This is a genomic window from Metaclostridioides mangenotii, from assembly GCF_017873185.1.
GTDB lineage: Bacteria > Bacillota > Clostridia > Peptostreptococcales > Peptostreptococcaceae > Metaclostridioides > Metaclostridioides mangenotii.
Map to the genome: position 1 here is coordinate 180,320 of NZ_JAGGJX010000001.1, position 21,474 is coordinate 201,793.

A 21,474-nucleotide genomic window follows, 5' to 3' on the forward strand; every position below is an offset into this window, starting at 1 on the left:
ATGAATAAGAGGATAAAAAAGATTTTATCAGCAACATTGGCTTTGAATTTAATACTTACAACCTTAAGTTTAAATACATTTGCAGAAGATAAGAAAGAATTACCAAAGGAACCAACAGAAACAACTGTTACAGTAGACAAGTTTGTTCCAAGAATTGGAAATGAAATTACATTTAATATTGATAACTTTGGATATGAAAATACAGAGGATTCGATAGGTAGTGATTATAGAATTGAGTTTTCAAATTTTGAAGAAACTGATAAATATAATCCAGATTTTATTAATATTGATTCTTTCCAACTAGAAAAAGTTCATGTTCCAAATATAACTGTTGAAAAGTTTAAAGATGGCAAATGGATTAATACAGGAACAAATAGTAGTTTTAGACTTTTTCTAAGAAAGACGATTGACGAGGTTAAAAACTCTATTACAAAACCAAATGAAAAACAAGAAATTACGATTAGTAGAGATGAAATAATGGCGAATATAGAGAAAAATAATTCATATTTAGGAGAGCTTTATAAGAATATTTTATATATGAATACTTTAAATGAAAATGGTGATCCGGAAATTAAGATAGATAATTATAATAGAGTTTCAAATGATGGTCCTTTCAAGGTAACATATAAAGTAGTTGATAAACCAACTAAAAAGCCATATGGTACTCTTAATGGAGTTGCTGAGTGGTATAAAAATGGAGATATTAATAACCATATGAGTAAAGCATACCCTATAAATTGGCTATATTACGAAACTTCTGATATTAAACTTAGCTTAAGTGAAGCACCAAAAGTATTTAAACCAGGTGATACTGTAAAGTTAAAAGTAGAGATTCAAAACTTTAGTGAAAATATACCAAACAGCAGGCTTATGTCTGGAGTTGATTTCGGCGAAAAAGAAATTATTAAAAATCCTGTAAAAACAGAGGGAAATCCAGATGTTGAATTAAAGTATGGTGAAAATAATAGTAATGTTATACCAGGAACAATACAGCCAGGAGATACAAAAATATTAGAGACTGAAATAAAAATACCTGAAAAAGTAAGCTCAAAATATTTAAATAAAGTTGGAAAATTAGTTTTAACACCATTTTTATTGACTTCTAACATAAATAACTTCACAGGTGAAAATGCAGCATATAAACATCTTGAGGAAAGAGAATACAATGAACCATTAGTATTAGACTTCAAGAACAACTCTGGTGGAGGTGGTGGAACTATAGATCCACCAGTAAACCCGCCAGCTTCATCCAAGACAGTTATATTAGCAAGTGGAGAGAAGTATACAGATGTACTTACAGCAACAGTACTAGGTAATGAAAAAGATGCACCAATACTTCTATCTACAAAAGATTCAGTAGATAATAATACAATGGCAGAAATAAAAAGAATTAATCCTGAAGAGGTTTTAATATCCGGTGGGGTAGACTCAGTATCAGAAAAGGTAGTATCACAGTTATTAGATTATAAAGTAACTAGAATAGCAGGATCTGATAGATACGAAACTGCTAAAAAGATCGGAAATGAAATAAGAAATATAACAGGAAATAAAACTAGTGCAATGTTAGTGGACGGAACAAACTTCCCAGATGTTATAACAATGTCAACGTTAGCATCACAAAAGAGAGTTCCTATATTACTAACAGATCCAAGTGAATTAAGTAAGACTACTAAAGATACTATAAAAACTTGGGCAATCAATGACATTACTATAGGAGGAAGTTATAACTCAGTATCTAAAGTAATAGAAGATGGTCTGGATATAGACAAAGTAAGTAGATTAGGTGGGGCAGACAGATATGAAATGGCTGAATTAATAGGAACAGAAGTTAGAAGTCTAACCGGTAACAAAGCAGATATGATACTAGTTGATGGAACAAATTTCCCCGATGGAATAACAATAAACAGTTTAGCATCGCGATATAAAGCGCCAATAATGCTAACAGAGCCAGATCATTTAAATAAAATAACATCTGAAAAGATAAATGGATGGTCAATTAAAAATGTATTAATAGGCGGAGGATACAACTCAGTTTCTAAAAATTTAGAGAATAACCTAGGAGTAAGTAAAAAAGAGAGGGTTGCTGGAGAGGACAGATATGAAACAGCAGTGAGGATTTCCCAAAGATTATCCGAAGTAAATATAGGAATAGGAGAAAAATAGATTTAATTTATAGTATTAAAAGAGCTAGATAATTTAAAATTACTAGCTCTTATTTATGCTTAAAATAATCTCATACTAAACTTAAGAGGTGATAGTGTGGATATATTCGATAAAAAAAAGGAAATGCAAAAAAACACCACCTTATATATTTAATAAGATGGCATTTTAATTTTACTATATCTTACATACCGGAAGGAAGATACTTTAATATGATCCATGAACACGACAATGGAGTTGTTTATGAATCTAACAATAAAATTGAAAAGGAACCCATTATTAGAGATAATCTTATGGATACTTTATAATATGCAGTTTTAAATAATATGTGAATATTAAATTAAAAGGGAAGAGCTATGAAAAAAAGGATGATATAAATATGCTTAAAACAACCATAATTGACTATACTAGTCAAAGTAGGTAGATAGTTGGATATATTCGATGAAAAAGGGTATTAAAGCTAATGTTGAGGTGTAGATGAACTCTGCTTTAGAGATGAAAATAAAGCCAAATGATGGAATATCTTTTGGCTTTATAGAAATAGAATATGGAACTAAACTAAATTATATAAGTTTGCAAAAATATAATTATATAAACTTGCATGTCTTAATTCGTCAGTTAATATATTAAAAACTATATCTCTATAATATAGAGAAGGAAGTCCAGACATTATAAGTCTATATTTTTTAACAGCCTCTAATTCGCCCATTAGAGCATCTGTTATCCCAACTTTAAAACTCTCTGGTGGTATGAATTCTTCATCAATTGGTGTCACTATGTTGCCAGTCAGTTGATGATACATATTTTGAAACATTTTATTATGATTGAGCTCATCATTTCTTATAGATTCTATTATAGATTTTATTTGCTTTGCTTGATTTGAACTAAGTGAGGATGGAATATTATCAATCAGCCATTGATAAAATTGCGCATCCTTTTTTTCAGACTCTATAGAGTCACCTATCATATTTATTGAATTTTGTAATTGAATAGGATTTGGGTAAATACATTCATACATAGTAAGCCTCCTAGTTGTTTTACTATAAATATATGTACTATTAATATTTTGGATACAAAAAGGATATTACAAATGAATATTATACTTTCTTCTTGTCCCACCTAAAATTTTAATTTATAGTAATTATAACGATTTGCCACCGTAAATTTTAACTCAGTGGCAAATCGCTATTTTATATGTTTTCAAAGATAGTAAAGACTAAATATAATTTACCATTATGTATTTAAAGTTAGATAATTTTTATAGTGGTAATTATATTTTATATTCTGTGGGTTGCGAGTAATAAAAGGAATATGTATAGATAATTTAGATGAAGTAGTTTTGGAGTAGAAAATGTATTTACAAAAACTAACTAATATGCTAATATCAATAAGCTGTAAGTAAATTACTATTAAAATAAGGGGTAATAATATGAAAAAATTAAGTAAATTTGGGATAGGTGTTATAATATCCGCCGTTGTATTTTCTGGAGGAACAGTCTTAGCATTACAATCTTCAGTTGATTGGAATTCGATCATAGCCAAAACTGAACATATAGTAAACGATCTAGCTAGTCGTTTAAAAAGAAGCAAGGCTGATAATGAGATTTTAGAGAAGAAAACGAGTCATTTACAAAAAGATAAAGATCAATTACTAGTTGATAAAACAACACTAGAGTCTAAAAAACAACAATTAGAAAATGAGTTGAACTCATTGCGACAAGGAAGCCAATCATCAGTAGAAGAGATTAAAAATTTAAAACAACAGTTGTTAGATAAACAAAATGAGATTCAACAGAAAATAAATGAGATAAAGGAGAAAACAAAAGAGATCTCTGAAAAATCGTATGAGGTAAGTAGAGCAAAAGCTGAAACGGATCAATATAAATCAGAGTCAGAAAAGGCTAAGTCTGAACTAAATAGTATTAAGGATAGATTAAAACAGATGGAAGAAAATACTAAAAATGTTTACGAGGATGCAATCAAATAGTGATATACTCTTTACGTAATTAACGGAATAGCATATATTAAATTTACCTAATAATATAAAAATTAGATTGTTTCCTGTATTAAAGGGAATGAATGCAAGAATAATGTAAAGGAGTAGCAAAATATGCTACTCTTATTTTTTAGTTTAAGGTTCCTATATTTGACAACGTTCATGAAAATTCGACTTGTTTAGTATAAGGTTTATATCTAGACTTAAATAGTTGTAATTTATTTTAATCTTCTCTTATATAAGTAATTTTACAATAAAGTATTGACCCTTTTGGGTACACTATTTTTCGCTTTAAAAATGAATATTGAGGCATCTTGATTAAAAAATATTTTCTTTCCTCGATAAAAAATTCGAATACGAATATCCTTGAATCCTACATTTTCAGCTTGGTTATAAAGTTCTTGATGAGTAAAACTATTATGGACTTTTTCATGATTGATTATTATATAAATTATAACATTTATTATTGTATATTTAATTATAAGATAACTCTAGTGTTGTAATTATATTAAATAAATGAGTTATTTTCTATAGTTTATGCTTCTATAAGCGTCAGATTAAATATCAATCTTTTCTTATGTGTAAATTTGCATATATTACACATACTAAACTAAAAATATAAATATAATTTGAGGTGATTGGTATGGCAGTAGCACATAAATCGGCTATATCTGTTGGGATGATATATATTCCATGCGGATTGTATAAAACAACAAGGGATATAAGCATAAATTTTAATCAGTTATGTAAAGACACACATCAGAGGATTAAATATAAAAAATTCTGTGGAGATTGCGGTAAAGAAGTTAAAGCACCAGACATTATAAAAGGGTACGAATTTGAAAAAGATAAATATGTAACAATAACATCGGATGAATTAGAGAAGATAAAAACTAAGAAAGATAAGACAATCCACATTATCCAATTTTCAAAAATGAGTGAAATAGAAAATATATACTACGATAAAAACTACTATATAGCTCCAGACATAGGTGGAGAGAAGGCATATGAGTTGTTTAGGCAATCTATGCTAAAGCAAAAGAAGGTTGCAATTGCAAAAACAGTACTGGGGACAAATGAAACGCTTATTGTTTTGTATCCAACTAAGGAAGGAATTATTGCAAAGACTCTGTTCTATGCAGAGGAAGTACAAGAGATGCCTAAGTCTAAAGGTAAAGCGCAAGTAGAAAAGTCAGAGTTAGATATGGCTAATAGCTTAATAGAATCTATGACTAAAGAGTTCGACATAGCGGTATACCATGACGAATACCAAGAACGTTTACGAGATGCTATAGAAAAGAAAATTGCAGGGCAAGAGATCATATCTGCGGATAGCGACAAGCCTAACAATGTAATAGACCTCATGGAAGCACTTAAAAAGACAGTGGATATGGCTCAGAATAACGATTTAAAAACAGGTACTAAATAAATGGATTTATTCGATAAAAAAGGCATAAGACCCATGCTAATTTCAGAGCTGAAAGAGCCATTTGATTCTCCAGACTATATATTTGAACTTAAACTTGATGGTATACGTTGTATTGCATATTTAGATCCAGAAAAAAATAGTTCAGAATTAATAAATAAGAGAGATTTTAAATTGTTGCCGCGTTTCCCTGAGTTAAACGAAATTCACAAACAAGTAAAGAAAAAGTGCATATTAGATGGAGAATTAATTGTATCAAAGAACGGAGTACCAGATTTCTTTGAGATACAAAGAAGATCAATGATGAGTGATCCGTTTAAAATTAGATTGGCTGACAAGCAACATCCTGCTAGTTTTGTAGCCTACGACATAATATATATAGATGGAGAACTAACAACAGATCTAGATTTAATAAAGCGTAAGAAACTCTTAGAGAAGATAGTAAAAGAAAACGATAGAATTGCTATATCTAGATATATAGAAAATAACGGAATAAAGCTATTTGAACTTGCTAAACAGCAGAAGTTAGAAGGCATTGTTGCAAAATTAAAAGGTAGTAAGTATTTGTTTGATAAAAGATCTAAGGATTGGATAAAGATTAAATTCTTAGAGGATAAGGACTTTGTAGTTTGTGGTTATATATTAAAAGAAAATAATATGGCTAGTTTAGTTATCGCACAATATGGAAACGATGGAATATTAGTTTATAAAGGTCATGTTACTTTAGGAGTAAGTTTGAGGAAATTAGAACAATATAATTATAAGATAGCTTCTAGTCCATCGATACCACATGTTCCAGAAGGAAATGAGAATGCTGTTTGGTTAGAACCTACATTAGTTGCAATAGTAGAATATATGCCAAACGATAAAGGAGCATTAAGACAACCAGTTTTAAAAGGTATTAGAGAAGATAAATTGCCAATAGAATGTAGAGAAGAGCAATAAGGGTAGTAATTATGAAGTGCACCTCAAGAGTTAATTTGAATTAAAACATTGTAACTAAAAAATTTAATAAATTAATAGTTTAAAATGTGTGTCATTATTTAAATATACTTGTTTAAAGGGCACACATTTTTTGTTTTGTGAACATACATGTAAATATACACGATAATTGTTAAAAGATTATTTGTGTATTTATTGGGTATGTTTATACAGTATCAAATTTTGCAACTTTGGGGGTGGTGAGTGATCTATAAGCAGATAAATTTTAAACAACTAAAGGATATGATAAATTCAAATAAGGATATTTTACTGCTAGACGTAAGGTCAAATGATGATTTTAATATAAAAAAATTAAAAAACTCAGTAAATATTCCATTACAAGACTTATATCATGATATAGATATGATTGAAGCCTATAAAGATAAAGTAATTATAGTGTACTGTTACCACGGGTATAGAAGTGTGATAGCATGTAATATTTTGTACGATATGGGCTTTAGATATCTTTATAATCTAAAAAACGGTATTGATAACGAGATTTAGCAGTTATATTAGGGGTGTCCTATAATAAATCTATATTGCTTTAATAATATAGTTTTATTTGAGGACATCCCTATTTTAAAACAAAAAAGTATAAAATATAAGAATTTTATTAATATATTGACAAAGTTGCATTGATTTGGGAAAATTTATACGAGGAATAATTAAAGTGAGGGGCGGGGGGATATTGTTATGAAAAAAAATTAAAGTTAGTAGCATTACTTACAGTATTTTTAAGTATTGCTCTGGTATTTGCCGGATGTGCAAGGCAAACACCTTCTAAAGCTACAGAGGAATTCTTCAATCAAATATCAGAAAACGATTTTTATGAGGATATGGAAGACTTTATGAACTTTGATGATGAAAAAATGACGCCAGAGCAAGAAGTTGAATTTCAAGAAGTTATGGTTGATGCCCTTAAAAAAATAAAAGTAGAAGTGTTGTCTGAAAAAGTGGACGGTGGTACAGCTACGGTCAAAGTTAAACTAGCTGGAGTTGATTTTACAGATTTAACTGTTAAGATTTTTAAAGAGTCGTTAACAGGTTATTTAAATGGAAACGATGTAGAAAGTGATATAAATAAGCTATTTATTGAAAAGATAAAAAATGCAAAAGTTACTGAGCGTGAAGGAATAATTAAATTGAACAGAGAAGATAAGCAGTGGATAGTTGATGTAGAAGATAAAGGCTTTGAAAAACTAGTAATCGGTGATTTAGATAAGTTTGAAGAGCTTATGAACTCATTAGAATAGAAGAAGAATTTTGTTAATGTACCAAATAGTCAGTAATTATTATATAAAGTTGGGTGATGCTTGTTGGATAAATTGAGTATGAGCGATATTGAGAAAATTGTATTTTTAAAGAATACAAGTCCGTATACAAAAAATAAATTTTTAGAGTTAGCACAACTTAAAACATACAGAAAAAAGCAGACCATAATACATGAAAAGGATGAAGTAGATAAAGTCTATGTTCTGATAGATGGAAAGGCATCTATATCGAAGATGAGTGAGGATGGAGAACTTAAAATAATTTTTATTCTAAACAGTGGAGATTTAATAAATGAGATATCATTTGAAGAAAAGCATACATCTACAGTAACTTGTGAAGCTTTTGAAAAATCATTATTAGCAGAGATAAGTTTAAATGATTTTGAATGTATGATGAAGAAAGATTTTAAACTAACTGCTAATGTATTTAATTACACTGAAAAAAGAATGAGAAGACTATACAGACAATTAAAAAATTCTATATCTCTTAGGGTAGATAAGAAGCTTGCTGCAAAATTATATAGGTTGAGCAGAGAGTTTGGAATTGAAGATGGAGAGTGGACTTTTCTAGATCTAAACATCACAATTACATATTTAGCCGACATGCTTGGAACAAAGAGGGAAACTTTATCAAGGGCGATGAAGACACTTCAAGAGAATAATTTAGTAAGGTATGAAGGCAAACAGATTTATATTAAGACTGATAAGTTGGTAAAGTATTTTAAGGAATAGTTTGTAATAGATAGAAAATTTATTACATTAATAATAGGTTAAACAATATAAAATACTCTATTAAATAATTGAGTATTTTAAAAGAGTAGTATCTTAAGGATGTGAAATGCATTTAAGAGATACTACTTTTTTATTTTTATACTTATTTAGTTTCACAAGTATAAGGTGTTTTAAAAGTAATTTATAGCATGTGATATTAATCACAGAAATAAAATTAAGAGAATGATAAAATTTTATTTAACAATATAGATATTAAATTGAGAAGGGATGGTTGATTATGAAGATAAAAATAGATACATCTGAATTTAATCGTGCATTAGAAGAACTGAGCAAAGAGTATAAAATATTTGCACCGACTGTAATGCCATTTAAGGGCACTTATTCTGACACTGATCTCATATCTTACAGCGAGATAGAGAGATTTGATGAGATTGAGTTTGAAAGAAAGTCAAATTATTCTTCAAAGGAGACAATTTTACCTATTAACCAGATTCTTTTTTATTTTACTGAAGATCAGTATAAAGAATCCAGTACAGAAGATAAGAAATTACTTGTATTTATGAGGTCGTGTGATATTCACGGGGTTAAAAGAATTGATCAAATTTACCTTAATAACGGCAATGAAGAAGATTATTTCTACAAGAGAATCAGAGATAAAGTAAAGTTTGTTTTAATAGGATGCAAAGAGAGCTTTAGAAACTGTTTCTGCGCAAGTATGGGATCAAATAAAACTGAAGATTATTCAATAGGGATGAATTTAGAGGATGATTTTATTTACATGGATATTAAAGATAAAGATCTAGAAGTTTTTAACGGTGAAAAAGTGGACTTTGAGATAGATTTTGTCAAAGAAAACAAAATATCTATCGAAGTCCCTCAAAAAATAGATGTAGAAGCTATAAAAAGTGATTCACTTTGGGAAGAGTACGACAAGAGATGTATAGGGTGTGGAAGATGTAATTTTGTCTGTCCTACGTGCACTTGTTTTACAATGCAAGATATTTTTTACAAAGAAAACCAAAATGCGGGTGAGAGAAGAAGAGTTTGGGCTTCTTGCCAAGTAGAAGGGTATACTGATATAGCTGGTGGTCATTCATTTAGAACTGGCCAAGGTGACAGAATGAGATTCAAAGTTCTGCATAAAATAAGCGACTTTAAAAGTAGATTTGGTTACAACATGTGTGTTGGCTGTGGAAGATGTGACGATGCCTGTCCAGAGTATATATCGTTCTCAAGCTGTGTTGAGAAAATAGACAAATTCGAGAAAGAAAGAGGAGGTAAATAGTATGGAAAATAAATATATCCCTGAGAAAGCAAAGATTCTCGACATAATAAAGCATACAGAGAAAGAGTGGACTTTTAGAGTGGAGAAGAATTCAGATAAGGTACTCCCTGGTCAATTTTATGAAATATCTATACCAAAATTCGGAGAAAGTCCAATATCAGTATGTGGTATTACAGACGAGTATATAGACTTTACAATTAGAAATGTAGGAAAAGTAACTAAGGAACTTTACAACTATAAGATTGGCGATAGTTTGTTTGTAAGGGGACCATACGGAAATGGATTTGATGTAAATCTATACAAAGGAAAAGAACTTATTATAGTTTCGGGTGGAAGTGCTTTAGCGCCAGTTAGAGGTATTGTTGAATATTTTTACAACAATGTAAACACATGTGAAAAACTAAATTTAATATCAGGATTTAGATCACCAGAGAATGTGCTATTTAAGGATGATTTAGAAAAATGGGCTGATAAGTTAGATGTACTTGTAACTGTAGATGGAGCTAGTGAAGATTACGTGGGAAATGTAGGCCTAGTGACTAAGTATATACCGGAACTTGAGATAAAAGATATCGATAATGTATCAGCAGTAATAGTCGGCCCTCCGATTATGATGAAGTTTGCAATAGCTGAAGTAAAAAAACGCGGTGTTACAGAAAAAAATATTTGGGTTTCATATGAAAGAAAGATGTGTTGTGGTCTAGGAAAGTGTGGACACTGTAAAATTGACGACACTTACATTTGCATAGATGGACCTGTATTTAATTATGCTGAAGCAAAAAATTTAGTGGATTAGAGGTGAAAAAAATGATTAGAGATTTAAATACAAGAAAAGTAATGAAAAATGCTTATAGAATAACGAAGAATAAATATATGACTTCTTTAAGGGTCAGAGTTCCCGGGGGATTGGTAGATTCGGAAAGTTTAAGTGTAGTTTCAAAGATTTCTACAGAGTATGGAGATGGTAGAATTCATTTAACTACAAGACAGGGATTTGAAATACTTGGTATAAAGATGGAAGATATGGAAGAAGTAAATAAACTAATTCAACCTGTTATAGATAAAATGGATATAAATCAAGCAGAGAGAGGCGCAGGATATCCAGCAGCTGGAACTAGAAATATAGCAGCATGTGTTGGAAACAAAGCCTGTCCAAAGGCACAGTACGATACAACAGAGTTTGCTAAGCGCATTGAAACTGCAGTATTTCCAAATGATCTACATTTTAAGGTAGCCTTAACTGGATGTCCAAATGACTGTATAAAAGCCAGAATGAATGATTTTGGTATAATAGGAATGGCGCTTCCGGTTTACGATATGGATAGATGTGTAAATTGCGGTGCTTGTGTTAAAAAGTGTAAAAAGGTATCAGTAGGAGCGCTTAAAACTGAAAATAACAAAGTGGTTAGAAACGAAGAAACTTGTATTGGATGTGGAGAATGTGTTTTAAACTGCCCAACATCTGCATGGACTAGAAGCGAAAATAAATACTATAGATTAGTTATAATGGGAAGAACTGGAAAGAAGGATCCAAGACTAGCTGAAGATTGGCTAAAATGGGTCGACGAAGAAAATATAATAAAAATAATACTTAACACTTACAAATATGTGAAAGAATATATTGCAAAGGATGCTACTAATGGAAAAGAGCACATAGGATATATTATAGATAGAACTGGCTTTATGGAATTTAAAAAATATGCTTTAAAAGATGTAAACTTCACAGAAATTACACATATGAATGATAATATATATTGGAGTGGAATTAAGTATTAATTTATTTAATGTAAAGTCATATATTTTTAATAAAATATATGACTTTATTGTTTGATAATTTATTATATACTATATAGATATAATAACAAAGATAATTATAAAAAAAGATCTAAGTTTTAGTTTTTTCGTCAGTTGAAAAAATATTTTAGTTACGTTAAACTATAATAGTATTCAACAGTTTTGGAGGTAAAATTAATGGGGAAAGATGTTAAAGCAAAGAATAAGAAAAAATATGACACATTTAGTATAACTATGGAGTTGGAAAAACCATTACTCTACGATTTAGAGGATGATAAAAATAATAAAAGTAATAAAACGAACAACAACAATAAAAATGATGGAGATAATGGTATAAAGCCTTCCATTATGAAAAAAGTTATGATAGGCATATCAGCAATTTTAATTATGGCAATCATTGTATTTGTCATCTGGGCTAATATTACATATAAACCACAGATGTTAGCTGAAGAAGCTCTAGTCAGTGATAAAAATGTTGAAGTCTCAGTTAACAAGTTCATATCATTTTCACCAATAGGAAAGACTCCGACTAAAGGTTTTATATTCTATCCTGGGGCTAAAATAGACCCAGAGGCATACGCACCTCTATGTAAAGCAATTGCCGAAAAAGGATATCAAGTTGTCATCGTTCCAATGCCCCTGAATTTAGCGACATTATCTATAAACAAAGGAGAAAAAGTTATAGATAAATACCAGAGCATTGATACTTGGATAGTGGGGGGACATTCTCTTGGAGGAACTATGGCTGCTAAGTTTGCAAGAAATAATAATAATGTAGACGGAGTTGTTCTATTAGCTTCTTATCCAATGGGAGATGAGCTAAAAGATTTAGGCAAAGATGTACTTTCAATTTGGGGAAGTAAGGATGGAGTTTTAAATTTTGAAAACTTAATAAACGCGAAAGCAAACCTTCCAGATGACACTACTTATGTAGAGATTGAAGGAGCAAATCACTCTCAATTTGCGGATTATGGCGATCAAAAGGGTGATAATGAAGCTATTGTAAGTCAAGAAAAACAACTAGATATTACTACAAGTAGTATTTTGAAATTTTTGAAAAATATAAAATAATATAAATATGATTCTTATTTGCTTTTGGGTATAAATAATTATCTTAAAGCAATTAATTTTTTAAAGTAGGTGCGAGATGAGAAAATTAGATCAAATATTAGAATTTAATAAGGGTTTTGTAGATAATAAAAAGTATGTAGATTATGCTACTTCAAAAAATCCAAATAAAAAATTATTGGTTTTATCGTGTATGGATACAAGACTAACTAGTTTACTACCAGAGGCGATGAATTTAAAAAATGGTGATGCTAAAATTATAAAAAATGCCGGAGCGACTATAACTCACCCGTTTGGGAGTATGACTAGAAGTATAGTTGTAGCCATTAGTGAATTTGGTGTTGATGAAATAATGGTTGTTGGGCATCACAGTTGCGGAATGTGCAGAGTAGATGTAGATAGCGTTGTAGACAACCTGATCGAAAAAGGTATATCACAAGATGTTATAGACACGCTTTATAATTCTGGGATAAATGTTAGAAAGTGGCTTCATGGATTTGACTCAGCTGAAGAGTCAGTTAATGACTGTGTAAATCTTATAAAAAATCATCCATTAGTCCCTAAAAATGTAGTAGTACATGGACTGCTTATGTCGCCAGAAACTGGAAAAATAGATGTAATAGTAAATGGTTATGAAAAATAAAAAAACAAAAGAATAAAACAATAAAACAATAAAATAACAGGCTAAAAACATCGAATATCTATGTTTTTAGCCTGTTATTATTTATTAGCCAGCTAATGATAAAACGTTTTCTTTTATAATAAAAACTTAAAAAATGCTATATTTTAAATTTTTTGTTTAAATTAATATAGAAATATTGACGAAATAGCTTAGATAAAGTATAATAACTGTTAGTCGTCTAACTAATATTTGAAAGGAGGGTAAATATGGAACACGAATCAGAAGAAAATGTGAATACTATTCTTCATAAACTTATAAGAACCCACTTTATAAGATCGCATAATGAACTTGAAAAGCTGGGATTGTACCCAGGTCAACCTCAAATATTGTTATCGTTATCTAAAAGGGATGGGCAGAGTCAGAGAGAATTAGCGGAAATAAGAAGTGTAAAACCTTCTACAAATACTGTTATGCTAAACAGAATGGAGAAGGCTGAGTTAATTGAGAAAAGGAAGGACAGCGAAGATCAAAGGATTACGAGAGTATTTTTGACAGCAAAAGGATCAGGAGTTTGCGATAAACTCAAAGAGCTGCAAAAAGAGCTAGAGGTAGAGTCATTTAAAGGGTTTAGCGAAGAAGAAAAAATAGTTTTAAAGCGTCTTCTTATGCAGATGATTGATAATATAAAACTAGAAAATACAAAAGTAGAATGTAGACATCTACATAAATAGGAAGAGAATAAGTAAATGAGAGTAAGTAAAAAAGAGTAAGAGGAAAAGGTAGAAAATATAAAGTGAATAAATAAAAATAGAATAGACTAAAGAGATAAAAAGTTAAAATTTTGAGAGGAAACCGAGTATGTTCAAATTAATCAAATATTTAAAGAAATCTTTTTTATCGATCGTATTAATTGTAATATTGCTAGTAGTTCAAGCTATGTGCGACCTTTCTTTACCAGCATATACTTCTGATATTGTCAATGTAGGTATACAACAGGGTGGGGTAGTAAATGCAGTACCTGAGGTGATAAGAAAGAGTGAATTAGATAGAATATTGCTTTTTGTAGATTCTAAGGACGAAGACAAGATATTAGACAACTACAAAATAATAGACAAGAAAGATATGTCAGAGTCGGAGTACAAAGATTTAGAGGATAAGTACCCTAAATTAAAATCTGAAAAACTTTATATGTTAAACACAGAAAATAAAGATACTGTAGAGAATCTAAACGATATTTTTGCAAAGCCGATGCTTGTAGTATCAACTTTTGAAAGTGACAGTAAAGAGACTAAGAAAATAAAAGAAGAAATGCAAAAAAATATGGAAAAGCAAATGCAGGAGCAGATGAAACAACAGCAAATGCAAGGGCAAGTTCCAACTGATCAAGAAAATGTTCCAACTGGGAAAACTCCAGATGCGAAAGATATAGATTTGTTTGAGGTATTTTCGTCAATGCCTAAAGAAAACTTAAAAGAAGTAAACGAAGAGATATACAAAAAAATAGATGATATGCCAGACACAATAGTAGCTCAAAGTGCAGTTAAATTTGTTAAGGCAGAGTACGAAAATGTAGGAATTGATACAGAGAAAACTCAAAACAACTACATACTTACTACAGGTGCTAAGATGATTGGAATAGCACTTATAAGTGTTGTAGCTACAGTTTCAGTAGGGTTTTTGGCGGCTAAGGTTGCGGCCGGAGTTGGTAGAAGACTTAGAGGAGAAGTATTCGATAAAGTAATGCGCTTCTCAAATACAGAGATAAATAAATTCTCGACAGCTTCACTTATAACTCGTAGTACAAATGATATTCAACAAATACAACTACTTATGGTAATGCTACTTAGAATAGTATTTTACGCACCGATAATGGGAGTTGGGGGCGTAATTAAAGTCCTTAATACAAATACATCTATGGCTTGGATAATTGCAGTTGCAGTTGTTGCTATGATGTCATTAGTTGTAGTTTTATTTGCGCTAGTTATGCCTAAATTTAAACTAGTACAAAAATTAGTTGATAAACTAAACTTAGTTACTCGTGAAATAGTTACAGGTATTCCTGTAATAAGAGCGTTTAGTAACGAAAAATATGAAGAGAACAGATTTGACAAAGCAAATAGAGATCTTACAAAGACTAATTTATTTGTAAATAGAATGATGGTCTGTATGATGCCTTCGATGATGCTTATTATGAACCTTATTACAGTTCTAATAGTGTGGAAGGGGGCTTACGGAATTGATTCAGGCGCAATGCAAGTAGGGGATATGATGGCGTTTATTCAATATACAATGCAGATAATAATGTCGTTCTTAATGATATCAATGGTATCTGTAATGTTACCAAGAGCGTCAGTATCAGCTAATCGTATAGACGAAGTTCTTACAACTGAGGCAACTATACATAATCCAAAAGTTGCTAAGAAATTTGACGATAACAAAAAAGGATATGTTGAATTTAAAAATGTATCATTTAAATTCCCTGATTCTGAAGAATCAATACTAGAGAATATCTCATTTACTGCAAAGCCAGGTCAAACTACTGCATTTATAGGAAGTACTGGTAGTGGTAAGACAACTTTAGTCAACTTAATACCTCGTTTCTACGATGTTACAGAAGGTGAAATACTGGTAGATGGAGTAGATGTAAGGGATGTGTCTCAACACGATTTAAGAGAAAAACTAGGATATGTTCCGCAGAAAGGTGTACTTTTCTCAGGGACAATTGAGTCAAATCTTAAATACGGTAAAGAAGATGCAACTGAAGAAGAAATAGAACTAGCTGCTACAATAGCGCAAGCAACTGAGTTTATAGATACAAAACCGGATAAATATGATACTGAGATATCACAAGGTGGTACGAACGTATCAGGAGGTCAAAAACAAAGACTTTCAATTGCCAGAGCTATAGCCAAAAATCCGGAAATATATATATTTGACGACAGTTTTTCTGCACTAGATTTAAAAACTGATGCTAAACTTAGAAAAGCCTTAAACAGAGAAGTTAAAGATAGTACTATGCTTATAGTAGCTCAAAGAATCAGTACTATATTACATGCAGAACAAATAATAGTGTTAGATGAAGGAAAGATTGTTGGAAAAGGTACACATAGAGAGCTTCTAAAAAATTGTGAGGTTTATGAGGAAATAGCTTTATCTCAACTTTCAAAGGAGGAGCTGGAAAATGAGTAAATATAATAGACCGAAAAGAGGGCCGATGGGTCCAGGAATGAGTGGTGCTGGAGAGAAAGCATCCGATTTTAAAGGAACGATGAAAAAGTTGCTTTCATATATGTCGAAGTATAAAGTATCGATAATATTTGTAATAATATTCGCAATAGGAAGTGCGGCGTTTTCAATTGTAGGTCCTAAGATTTTAGGTAAAGCTACTACAAAAATATTTGAAGGCTTAATGAATAAAATTTCAGGTATAAATGGAGCTGGTATTGATTTTGATGGAATTTCAAAAATCTTACTTACATTAGTAGTACTTTATATTATAAGTTCGATATTCTCATTTGCTCAAGGTTTTATAATGAGCGGTATATCACAAAAACTTACTTATAATTTGAGAAAAGAATTGTCTGAAAAGATGAACAGACTTCCTATGAAGTACTTTGATTCAAAGACTAATGGTGAAATTTTATCTAGAGTTACAAATGATATTGATACGCTTAATCAAAGTTTAAACCAAAGTATGACCCAACTTATAACATCTGTTACAACTATGGTAGGGGTACTTTTCATGATGTTATCTATAAGTTGGATTATGACAGCTGCTGTACTATTGATTTTACCAGTATCTATGTTGCTAATTTCAGTAATAGTTAAAAGATCACAAAAATACTTTAAATCGCAACAAGAGTATTTGGGTAATGTCAACGGACATGTTGAAGAAGCTTACAGTGGTCAAAATATAGTAAAAGTATTCAACGGTGAAGAATCAAGTATTGACGAGTTTAATAAATTGAACGATAAACTGTACAACTCAGCATGGAAATCACAGTTTTTATCTGGGATAATGCAACCGCTGATGGCGTTTATCGGAAACCTAGGATATGTTGTAGTTTCTATACTAGGTGGTTGGTTAGCAATAAAAAAGACTATTGAGGTAGGAGATATACAATCATTTATACAATACGTTAGAAACTTCACTCAACCTATGACTCAAATAGCTCAAGTAGCCAATTTACTTCAATCGACTGCTGCTGCTTCAGAAAGAGTATTTGAATTCTTAGAAGAAGATGAAGAGCAACAAATTGCAGAAAATCCTGTTTCTATCGATAATATAGAAGGCGAAATTGACTTTAAACATGTAAGCTTCGGTTACAAAGAAGATAAAACTGTTATAAACGACTTCAGTGCAAGTGTTAAACCGGGACAAAAAATAGCAATAGTTGGACCAACAGGTGCTGGTAAAACTACAATTGTAAAACTTCTTATGAGATTCTACGATATAAACAGCGGTGAAATATTAATCGATGGACACAATCTCAAGGATTTTAATAGAGGAGAGCTTAGAGAATTATTTGGAATGGTTCTTCAAGACACTTGGCTATTTAACGGTTCAGTAATGGAAAACATCAGATACGGTAGACTTGATGCAACTGATGAAGAAGTTATAAATGCGGCTAAATCAGCTTATGCGCATAGATTTATCAAGACTCAACCTGATGGTTATAATATGGAATTAAATGAAGATGCAGATAATGTCTCTCAAGGGCAAAAGCAACTTCTTACAATAGCTAGAGCTATACTTGCCGATCCTAAGATACTTATACTAGATGAGGCTACAAGTTCTGTAGATACTAGAACAGAGATACTTATTCAAAAAGCTATGGATAATCTTATGGAGGGCAGAACAAGTTTTGTAATAGCCCATAGATTATCAACTATTAGAGATGCAGATATGATTCTTGTTATGAATGATGGAGATATAATTGAACAAGGTAGCCATGAGGAGCTTCTTGCTGCTGGTGGATTCTATAAAGATCTTTATAATTCGCAATTTGAAGATGCAATGTAGGGAATGATCGGGAGCTAATCGATAAATGTTATACAATTTGTCGATTAGCTCCTTTTATTATTGAGATAGTTTTGATCCAAGTTAATATTCGCAACTTATATTTATTAGTGCTTTATTATTTATGGACTGAATTTATATATTTGAATTGGTATATTCATCGAATATAAATATATCATTCTGTTAATGCAATAATCTCTTTAAATGTTATATTTGATATAAAAGATATTTATGCTCGCATTTTTGTGCATAAAATGTTTACTTATTTCTGTTTCTACTGATAAGGAGACTCCAGAAGGAATGTATGAGTACAATGTGCCTGCTCATACATTTATTTTTAAACTTGAATGGATATATTATTTTCTTATTTAGATTTAATTTATTGATTATATGACAATTTGTTATAAAAGAACTCAATGTATGTTAAACTCTAAATAGACAGTAATTAGGAGGAAAATATGAAAATAAATTGGAATAAAAAATACACTACAATTGCCGTCTACTTATTTTTAGTTGTAATTTGTAGTACAGTGTTTTATTTAATAGCTTCTCAGATGGACTTGTTTAATAGTATGATAAGCAATGCCTTATCAACACTACAGCCATTTATAGTTGGATTTGCACTTGCGTATATCCTCAACTTTATTCTTAGGTTTTATGAAGAGAAGGTGCTTAACATTGATGGGTTGAAAAAGATGAAGCCAAAGTTAAAAAGAGCGTTGGGAATAGTTCTTACATACTTGACTGGCGCGTTGCTTATGTATCTATTTATTCACTTTGTCTTACCTCAACTTATTGAGAGTATAATTGGTTTGGTCAATGATATACCTAGGTATGTAACTCAGACAACAAAGTTGATTGATGAAATTATGAATGATCTTAATCTTAGCGGGCAGTACTTAGAGTTTGCTACACAAAAGTGGAACGACTTTGTAGAATATGTTATAAACTTTGCTACTGACTTAATTCCTCTTCTTGGGGTAATGCTAAAAGATATTCTTTCTAGCATATGGAATATTGCATTGGGATTAATTATATCGGTTTATCTACTTATAGATAAAGAGAAATTCTTCGGACTTAGTAAAAAAATTATATTTGCTTCATTTTCAAAAGAGGTTGCAGATAAAGTTGTAGAGCTTACTCATAGAAGTAATGATACTTTTGGTAAATTCCTAAGTGGAAAGATATTAGATTCATTTATTATAGGTATACTTACATTTATAGTCTTAACTATAGTTAAGATGCCTTATACGTTGCTTATATCTGTAATTATAGGCGTAACTAATATAATTCCATTCTTCGGACCGTTTATTGGAGCAATACCTTCAATCATCATTGTAATGTTTGTATCACCAGTTAAAGCTCTTTGGCTTATGGTTATAATACTTATAATTCAACAGATTGATGGAAATATTATAGGCCCTAAGATACTTGGAGATTCTATAGGTATATCAGCGTTTTGGATACTTTTCTCTCTACTAGTAACTGGAAAACTTTTAGGATTTGTAGGCATGATTATAGGTGTTCCTTTATTTGCAGTTATTTACTCAATAATTAAAGAAATTGTTGAATATAAACTAGAGAAACGAGGTCTCCCCAAAGAGACGGAAGATTATATGTAATTAATTTAAAGCAAAAAGCAGCGACCTTTATGGGGTTGCTGCTTTTTTTATCTTTCTATGGAAATTAGCTACTATATTGGTATACTTATATAGTATTATCGTTACTAATACATATAAAAATTCGTTTTATCTTTTAACTCTTTATTTTGGAACTGTATCTTAGGAATTCTCCGAATTAGATGTTTAATAGATATATTGTTTTGTTTAATTCACAATTGAATAGTCTTTTTTGTAAAATGAAATATTTATTCTTCTTATATGAATTTTAATAGAATTTTACTCTGTATGTAATCTTATTGTAACAATTCTATTGTACAATTGAGAAAATCGACAATATGGAGGATGCAATTATGAGAGGTAAAAAGTTTATTATTATATTTATTGCAGTGGTAATTCTAGTTGTTTCATTAGTTAACAAACTATATGTAAAAGAAATCAATAAAAGTCAAATCGATATAAATCAATACATTGAAAATACGGATTTAGTGAGTGGAAATTATGCTCAGGTAAACTGGAAAGAGGTTGCAGCTATACTAGCAGTTTCAAATAAAAATAGAATGAAAGATATAAGTGATGTACAGATACATAAATTAGCAAATTAGTTTATAGACAAGGATAATGATGGAGAAGATCAAAAATTATATACTCTAAATGAGGTTATGGAGGTTTTAAAGTTTGATAAAAGGGAGAAAAAATTAGCAAATAGATACCTAGATGATTTAAAAGGTTTTGGAACAAATCCAGATAGATTGCATTCAGACAGTAAATATATGAAATTTATTAATGATATAAAGGTAGATTCTATTAAAAACTATGAAGAATACGGAATACTGCCATCGATAACTATAGCCCAGGCAATACTTGAATCAAATTGGGGAGAGTCAAGTCTATCAAAGAACTACAACAATTTATTTGGTATAAAAGCTGATTCAAATTGGAAAGGCCAGTATGTAACTTTAGAAACGCTTGAACATAAAGACACAATGGTGAATAGTAAGTTTAGAAGATATGATGACAAAGGTAATTCTATAAAGGACCATGCGGAGTTTTTATTTAAAAATAAGAGATATAGTGAAAATGGAGTTTTTGATGCTAAGACTTATATATATCAAGCTAATGCACTTGAAAAAGCAGGTTATTGCTATCTATAATACTCATAAATCCTTATAATATCATCATCTTGATACACAAATGTATCTGAAATAGGTAGATACTAATTTTCGACAATACTATAATTATTTTACCCAGTAATCTTCTGGCATAAATTCATGAGCTATAATATTTGCCATAAACCATATATTCATAATCTCTTTAATTTGTTATTATCCTATTTATTTATTTACTTTAAATATATGTACGCTAGAAATGAGATGATTAAAAGTACCAACGAATCAATTTATATTTCACAGCGCAACATAGATGATTTTAAATAAAAGTACATAGATTAGACAGTTCTATCCTGTATATGTTTATTTGTGAACAGAAATCTCGCCCTTA

19 protein-coding genes are annotated in these 21,474 nt (G+C 30.4%); 18 read left to right on the forward strand and 1 reads right to left on the reverse strand.

All coding sequences use genetic code 11. The features are described from left to right. A complete protein-coding gene (locus tag J2Z43_RS00985) occupies window positions 1-2,163 on the forward strand; it encodes a cell wall-binding repeat-containing protein (protein WP_209455448.1) in 2,163 nt (720 codons plus the stop codon). A 550-nt stretch (window positions 2,164-2,713) separates the two neighbouring features. Here J2Z43_RS00985 and J2Z43_RS00990 read toward each other — a convergent pair. After that, the gene (locus tag J2Z43_RS00990; protein WP_209455449.1) at window positions 2,714-3,178 is read right to left on the reverse strand and encodes a ferritin-like domain-containing protein; all 465 of its coding nucleotides are present in this window, start codon (window positions 3,176-3,178) and stop codon (window positions 2,714-2,716) included. Between the two features lie 411 nt (window positions 3,179-3,589). Here J2Z43_RS00990 and J2Z43_RS00995 point away from each other — a divergent pair, with 411 nt between their 5' ends. The 17 genes from J2Z43_RS00995 to J2Z43_RS14640 all read left to right on the forward strand — a co-directional run bounded on the left by J2Z43_RS00995 (window position 3,590) and on the right by J2Z43_RS14640 (window position 21,128). Then, on the forward strand, window positions 3,590-4,147 hold the full coding sequence (locus J2Z43_RS00995) for a hypothetical protein (RefSeq protein ID WP_209455450.1): 558 nt from the start codon (window positions 3,590-3,592) through the stop codon (window positions 4,145-4,147). Between the two features lie 652 nt (window positions 4,148-4,799). Beyond that, complete coding sequence (gene ku / locus J2Z43_RS01000) at window positions 4,800-5,585, forward strand: non-homologous end joining protein Ku (protein ID WP_209455451.1); 786 nt, start codon at window positions 4,800-4,802, stop codon at window positions 5,583-5,585. Beyond that, entirely contained in the window at window positions 5,586-6,527 is a 942-nt protein-coding gene (locus J2Z43_RS01005) for an ATP-dependent DNA ligase (RefSeq protein WP_209455452.1), read from the forward strand. A gap of 240 nt (window positions 6,528-6,767) precedes the next feature. After that, window positions 6,768-7,067 (forward strand): rhodanese-like domain-containing protein, encoded by a 300-nt coding sequence (locus J2Z43_RS01010; RefSeq protein ID WP_327786909.1) that lies wholly within the window; start codon window positions 6,768-6,770, stop codon window positions 7,065-7,067. Between the two features lie 332 nt (window positions 7,068-7,399). Then, window positions 7,400-7,816 carry a hypothetical protein gene (locus J2Z43_RS01015; RefSeq protein ID WP_234925916.1) on the forward strand — a complete coding sequence of 139 codons (417 nt, stop codon included), beginning with the start codon at window positions 7,400-7,402 and terminating at the stop codon, window positions 7,814-7,816. A gap of 63 nt (window positions 7,817-7,879) precedes the next feature. Continuing rightward, window positions 7,880-8,566 (forward strand): Crp/Fnr family transcriptional regulator, encoded by a 687-nt coding sequence (locus tag J2Z43_RS01020; RefSeq protein ID WP_234925917.1) that lies wholly within the window; start codon window positions 7,880-7,882, stop codon window positions 8,564-8,566. Window positions 8,567-8,843: 277 nt separating this feature from the next. Continuing rightward, window positions 8,844-9,851: an anaerobic sulfite reductase subunit AsrA gene (asrA, locus tag J2Z43_RS01025; protein ID WP_209455453.1), complete on the forward strand. Its 1,008-nt coding sequence runs from the start codon at window positions 8,844-8,846 to the stop codon at window positions 9,849-9,851. Between the two features lies 1 nt (window position 9,852). After that, window positions 9,853-10,647, forward strand: coding sequence for an anaerobic sulfite reductase subunit AsrB (gene asrB, locus J2Z43_RS01030; RefSeq protein ID WP_209455454.1), 795 nt, complete (start codon window positions 9,853-9,855; stop codon window positions 10,645-10,647). 11 nt (window positions 10,648-10,658) lie between these two features. After that, entirely contained in the window at window positions 10,659-11,627 is a 969-nt protein-coding gene (asrC, locus tag J2Z43_RS01035) for a sulfite reductase subunit C (protein ID WP_209455455.1), read from the forward strand. Window positions 11,628-11,822: 195 nt separating this feature from the next. Next, complete coding sequence (locus J2Z43_RS01040) at window positions 11,823-12,716, forward strand: alpha/beta hydrolase (protein WP_209455456.1); 894 nt, start codon at window positions 11,823-11,825, stop codon at window positions 12,714-12,716. Window positions 12,717-12,792: 76 nt separating this feature from the next. Continuing rightward, entirely contained in the window at window positions 12,793-13,356 is a 564-nt protein-coding gene (locus J2Z43_RS01045; RefSeq protein ID WP_209455457.1) for a beta-class carbonic anhydrase, read from the forward strand. A 245-nt stretch (window positions 13,357-13,601) separates the two neighbouring features. Then, on the forward strand, window positions 13,602-14,066 hold the full coding sequence (locus J2Z43_RS01050) for a MarR family winged helix-turn-helix transcriptional regulator (RefSeq protein ID WP_209455458.1): 465 nt from the start codon (window positions 13,602-13,604) through the stop codon (window positions 14,064-14,066). A 127-nt stretch (window positions 14,067-14,193) separates the two neighbouring features. Further along, window positions 14,194-16,524 carry an ABC transporter ATP-binding protein gene (locus J2Z43_RS01055; protein WP_209455459.1) on the forward strand — a complete coding sequence of 777 codons (2,331 nt, stop codon included), beginning with the start codon at window positions 14,194-14,196 and terminating at the stop codon, window positions 16,522-16,524. Further along, window positions 16,517-18,358 (forward strand): ABC transporter ATP-binding protein, encoded by a 1,842-nt coding sequence (locus tag J2Z43_RS01060; protein WP_209455460.1) that lies wholly within the window; start codon window positions 16,517-16,519, stop codon window positions 18,356-18,358. The genes J2Z43_RS01055 and J2Z43_RS01060 overlap by 8 nt, the downstream gene beginning before the upstream one ends. A gap of 455 nt (window positions 18,359-18,813) precedes the next feature. Then, window positions 18,814-19,977 carry an AI-2E family transporter gene (locus J2Z43_RS01065; RefSeq protein WP_209455461.1) on the forward strand — a complete coding sequence of 388 codons (1,164 nt, stop codon included), beginning with the start codon at window positions 18,814-18,816 and terminating at the stop codon, window positions 19,975-19,977. A gap of 350 nt (window positions 19,978-20,327) precedes the next feature. Then, a complete protein-coding gene (locus tag J2Z43_RS01070) occupies window positions 20,328-20,579 on the forward strand; it encodes a hypothetical protein (RefSeq protein WP_209455462.1) in 252 nt (83 codons plus the stop codon). Between the two features lie 57 nt (window positions 20,580-20,636). Continuing rightward, a complete protein-coding gene (locus tag J2Z43_RS14640; protein WP_209455463.1) occupies window positions 20,637-21,128 on the forward strand; it encodes a glycoside hydrolase family 73 protein in 492 nt (163 codons plus the stop codon). Window positions 21,129-21,474 lie beyond the last annotated feature (346 nt).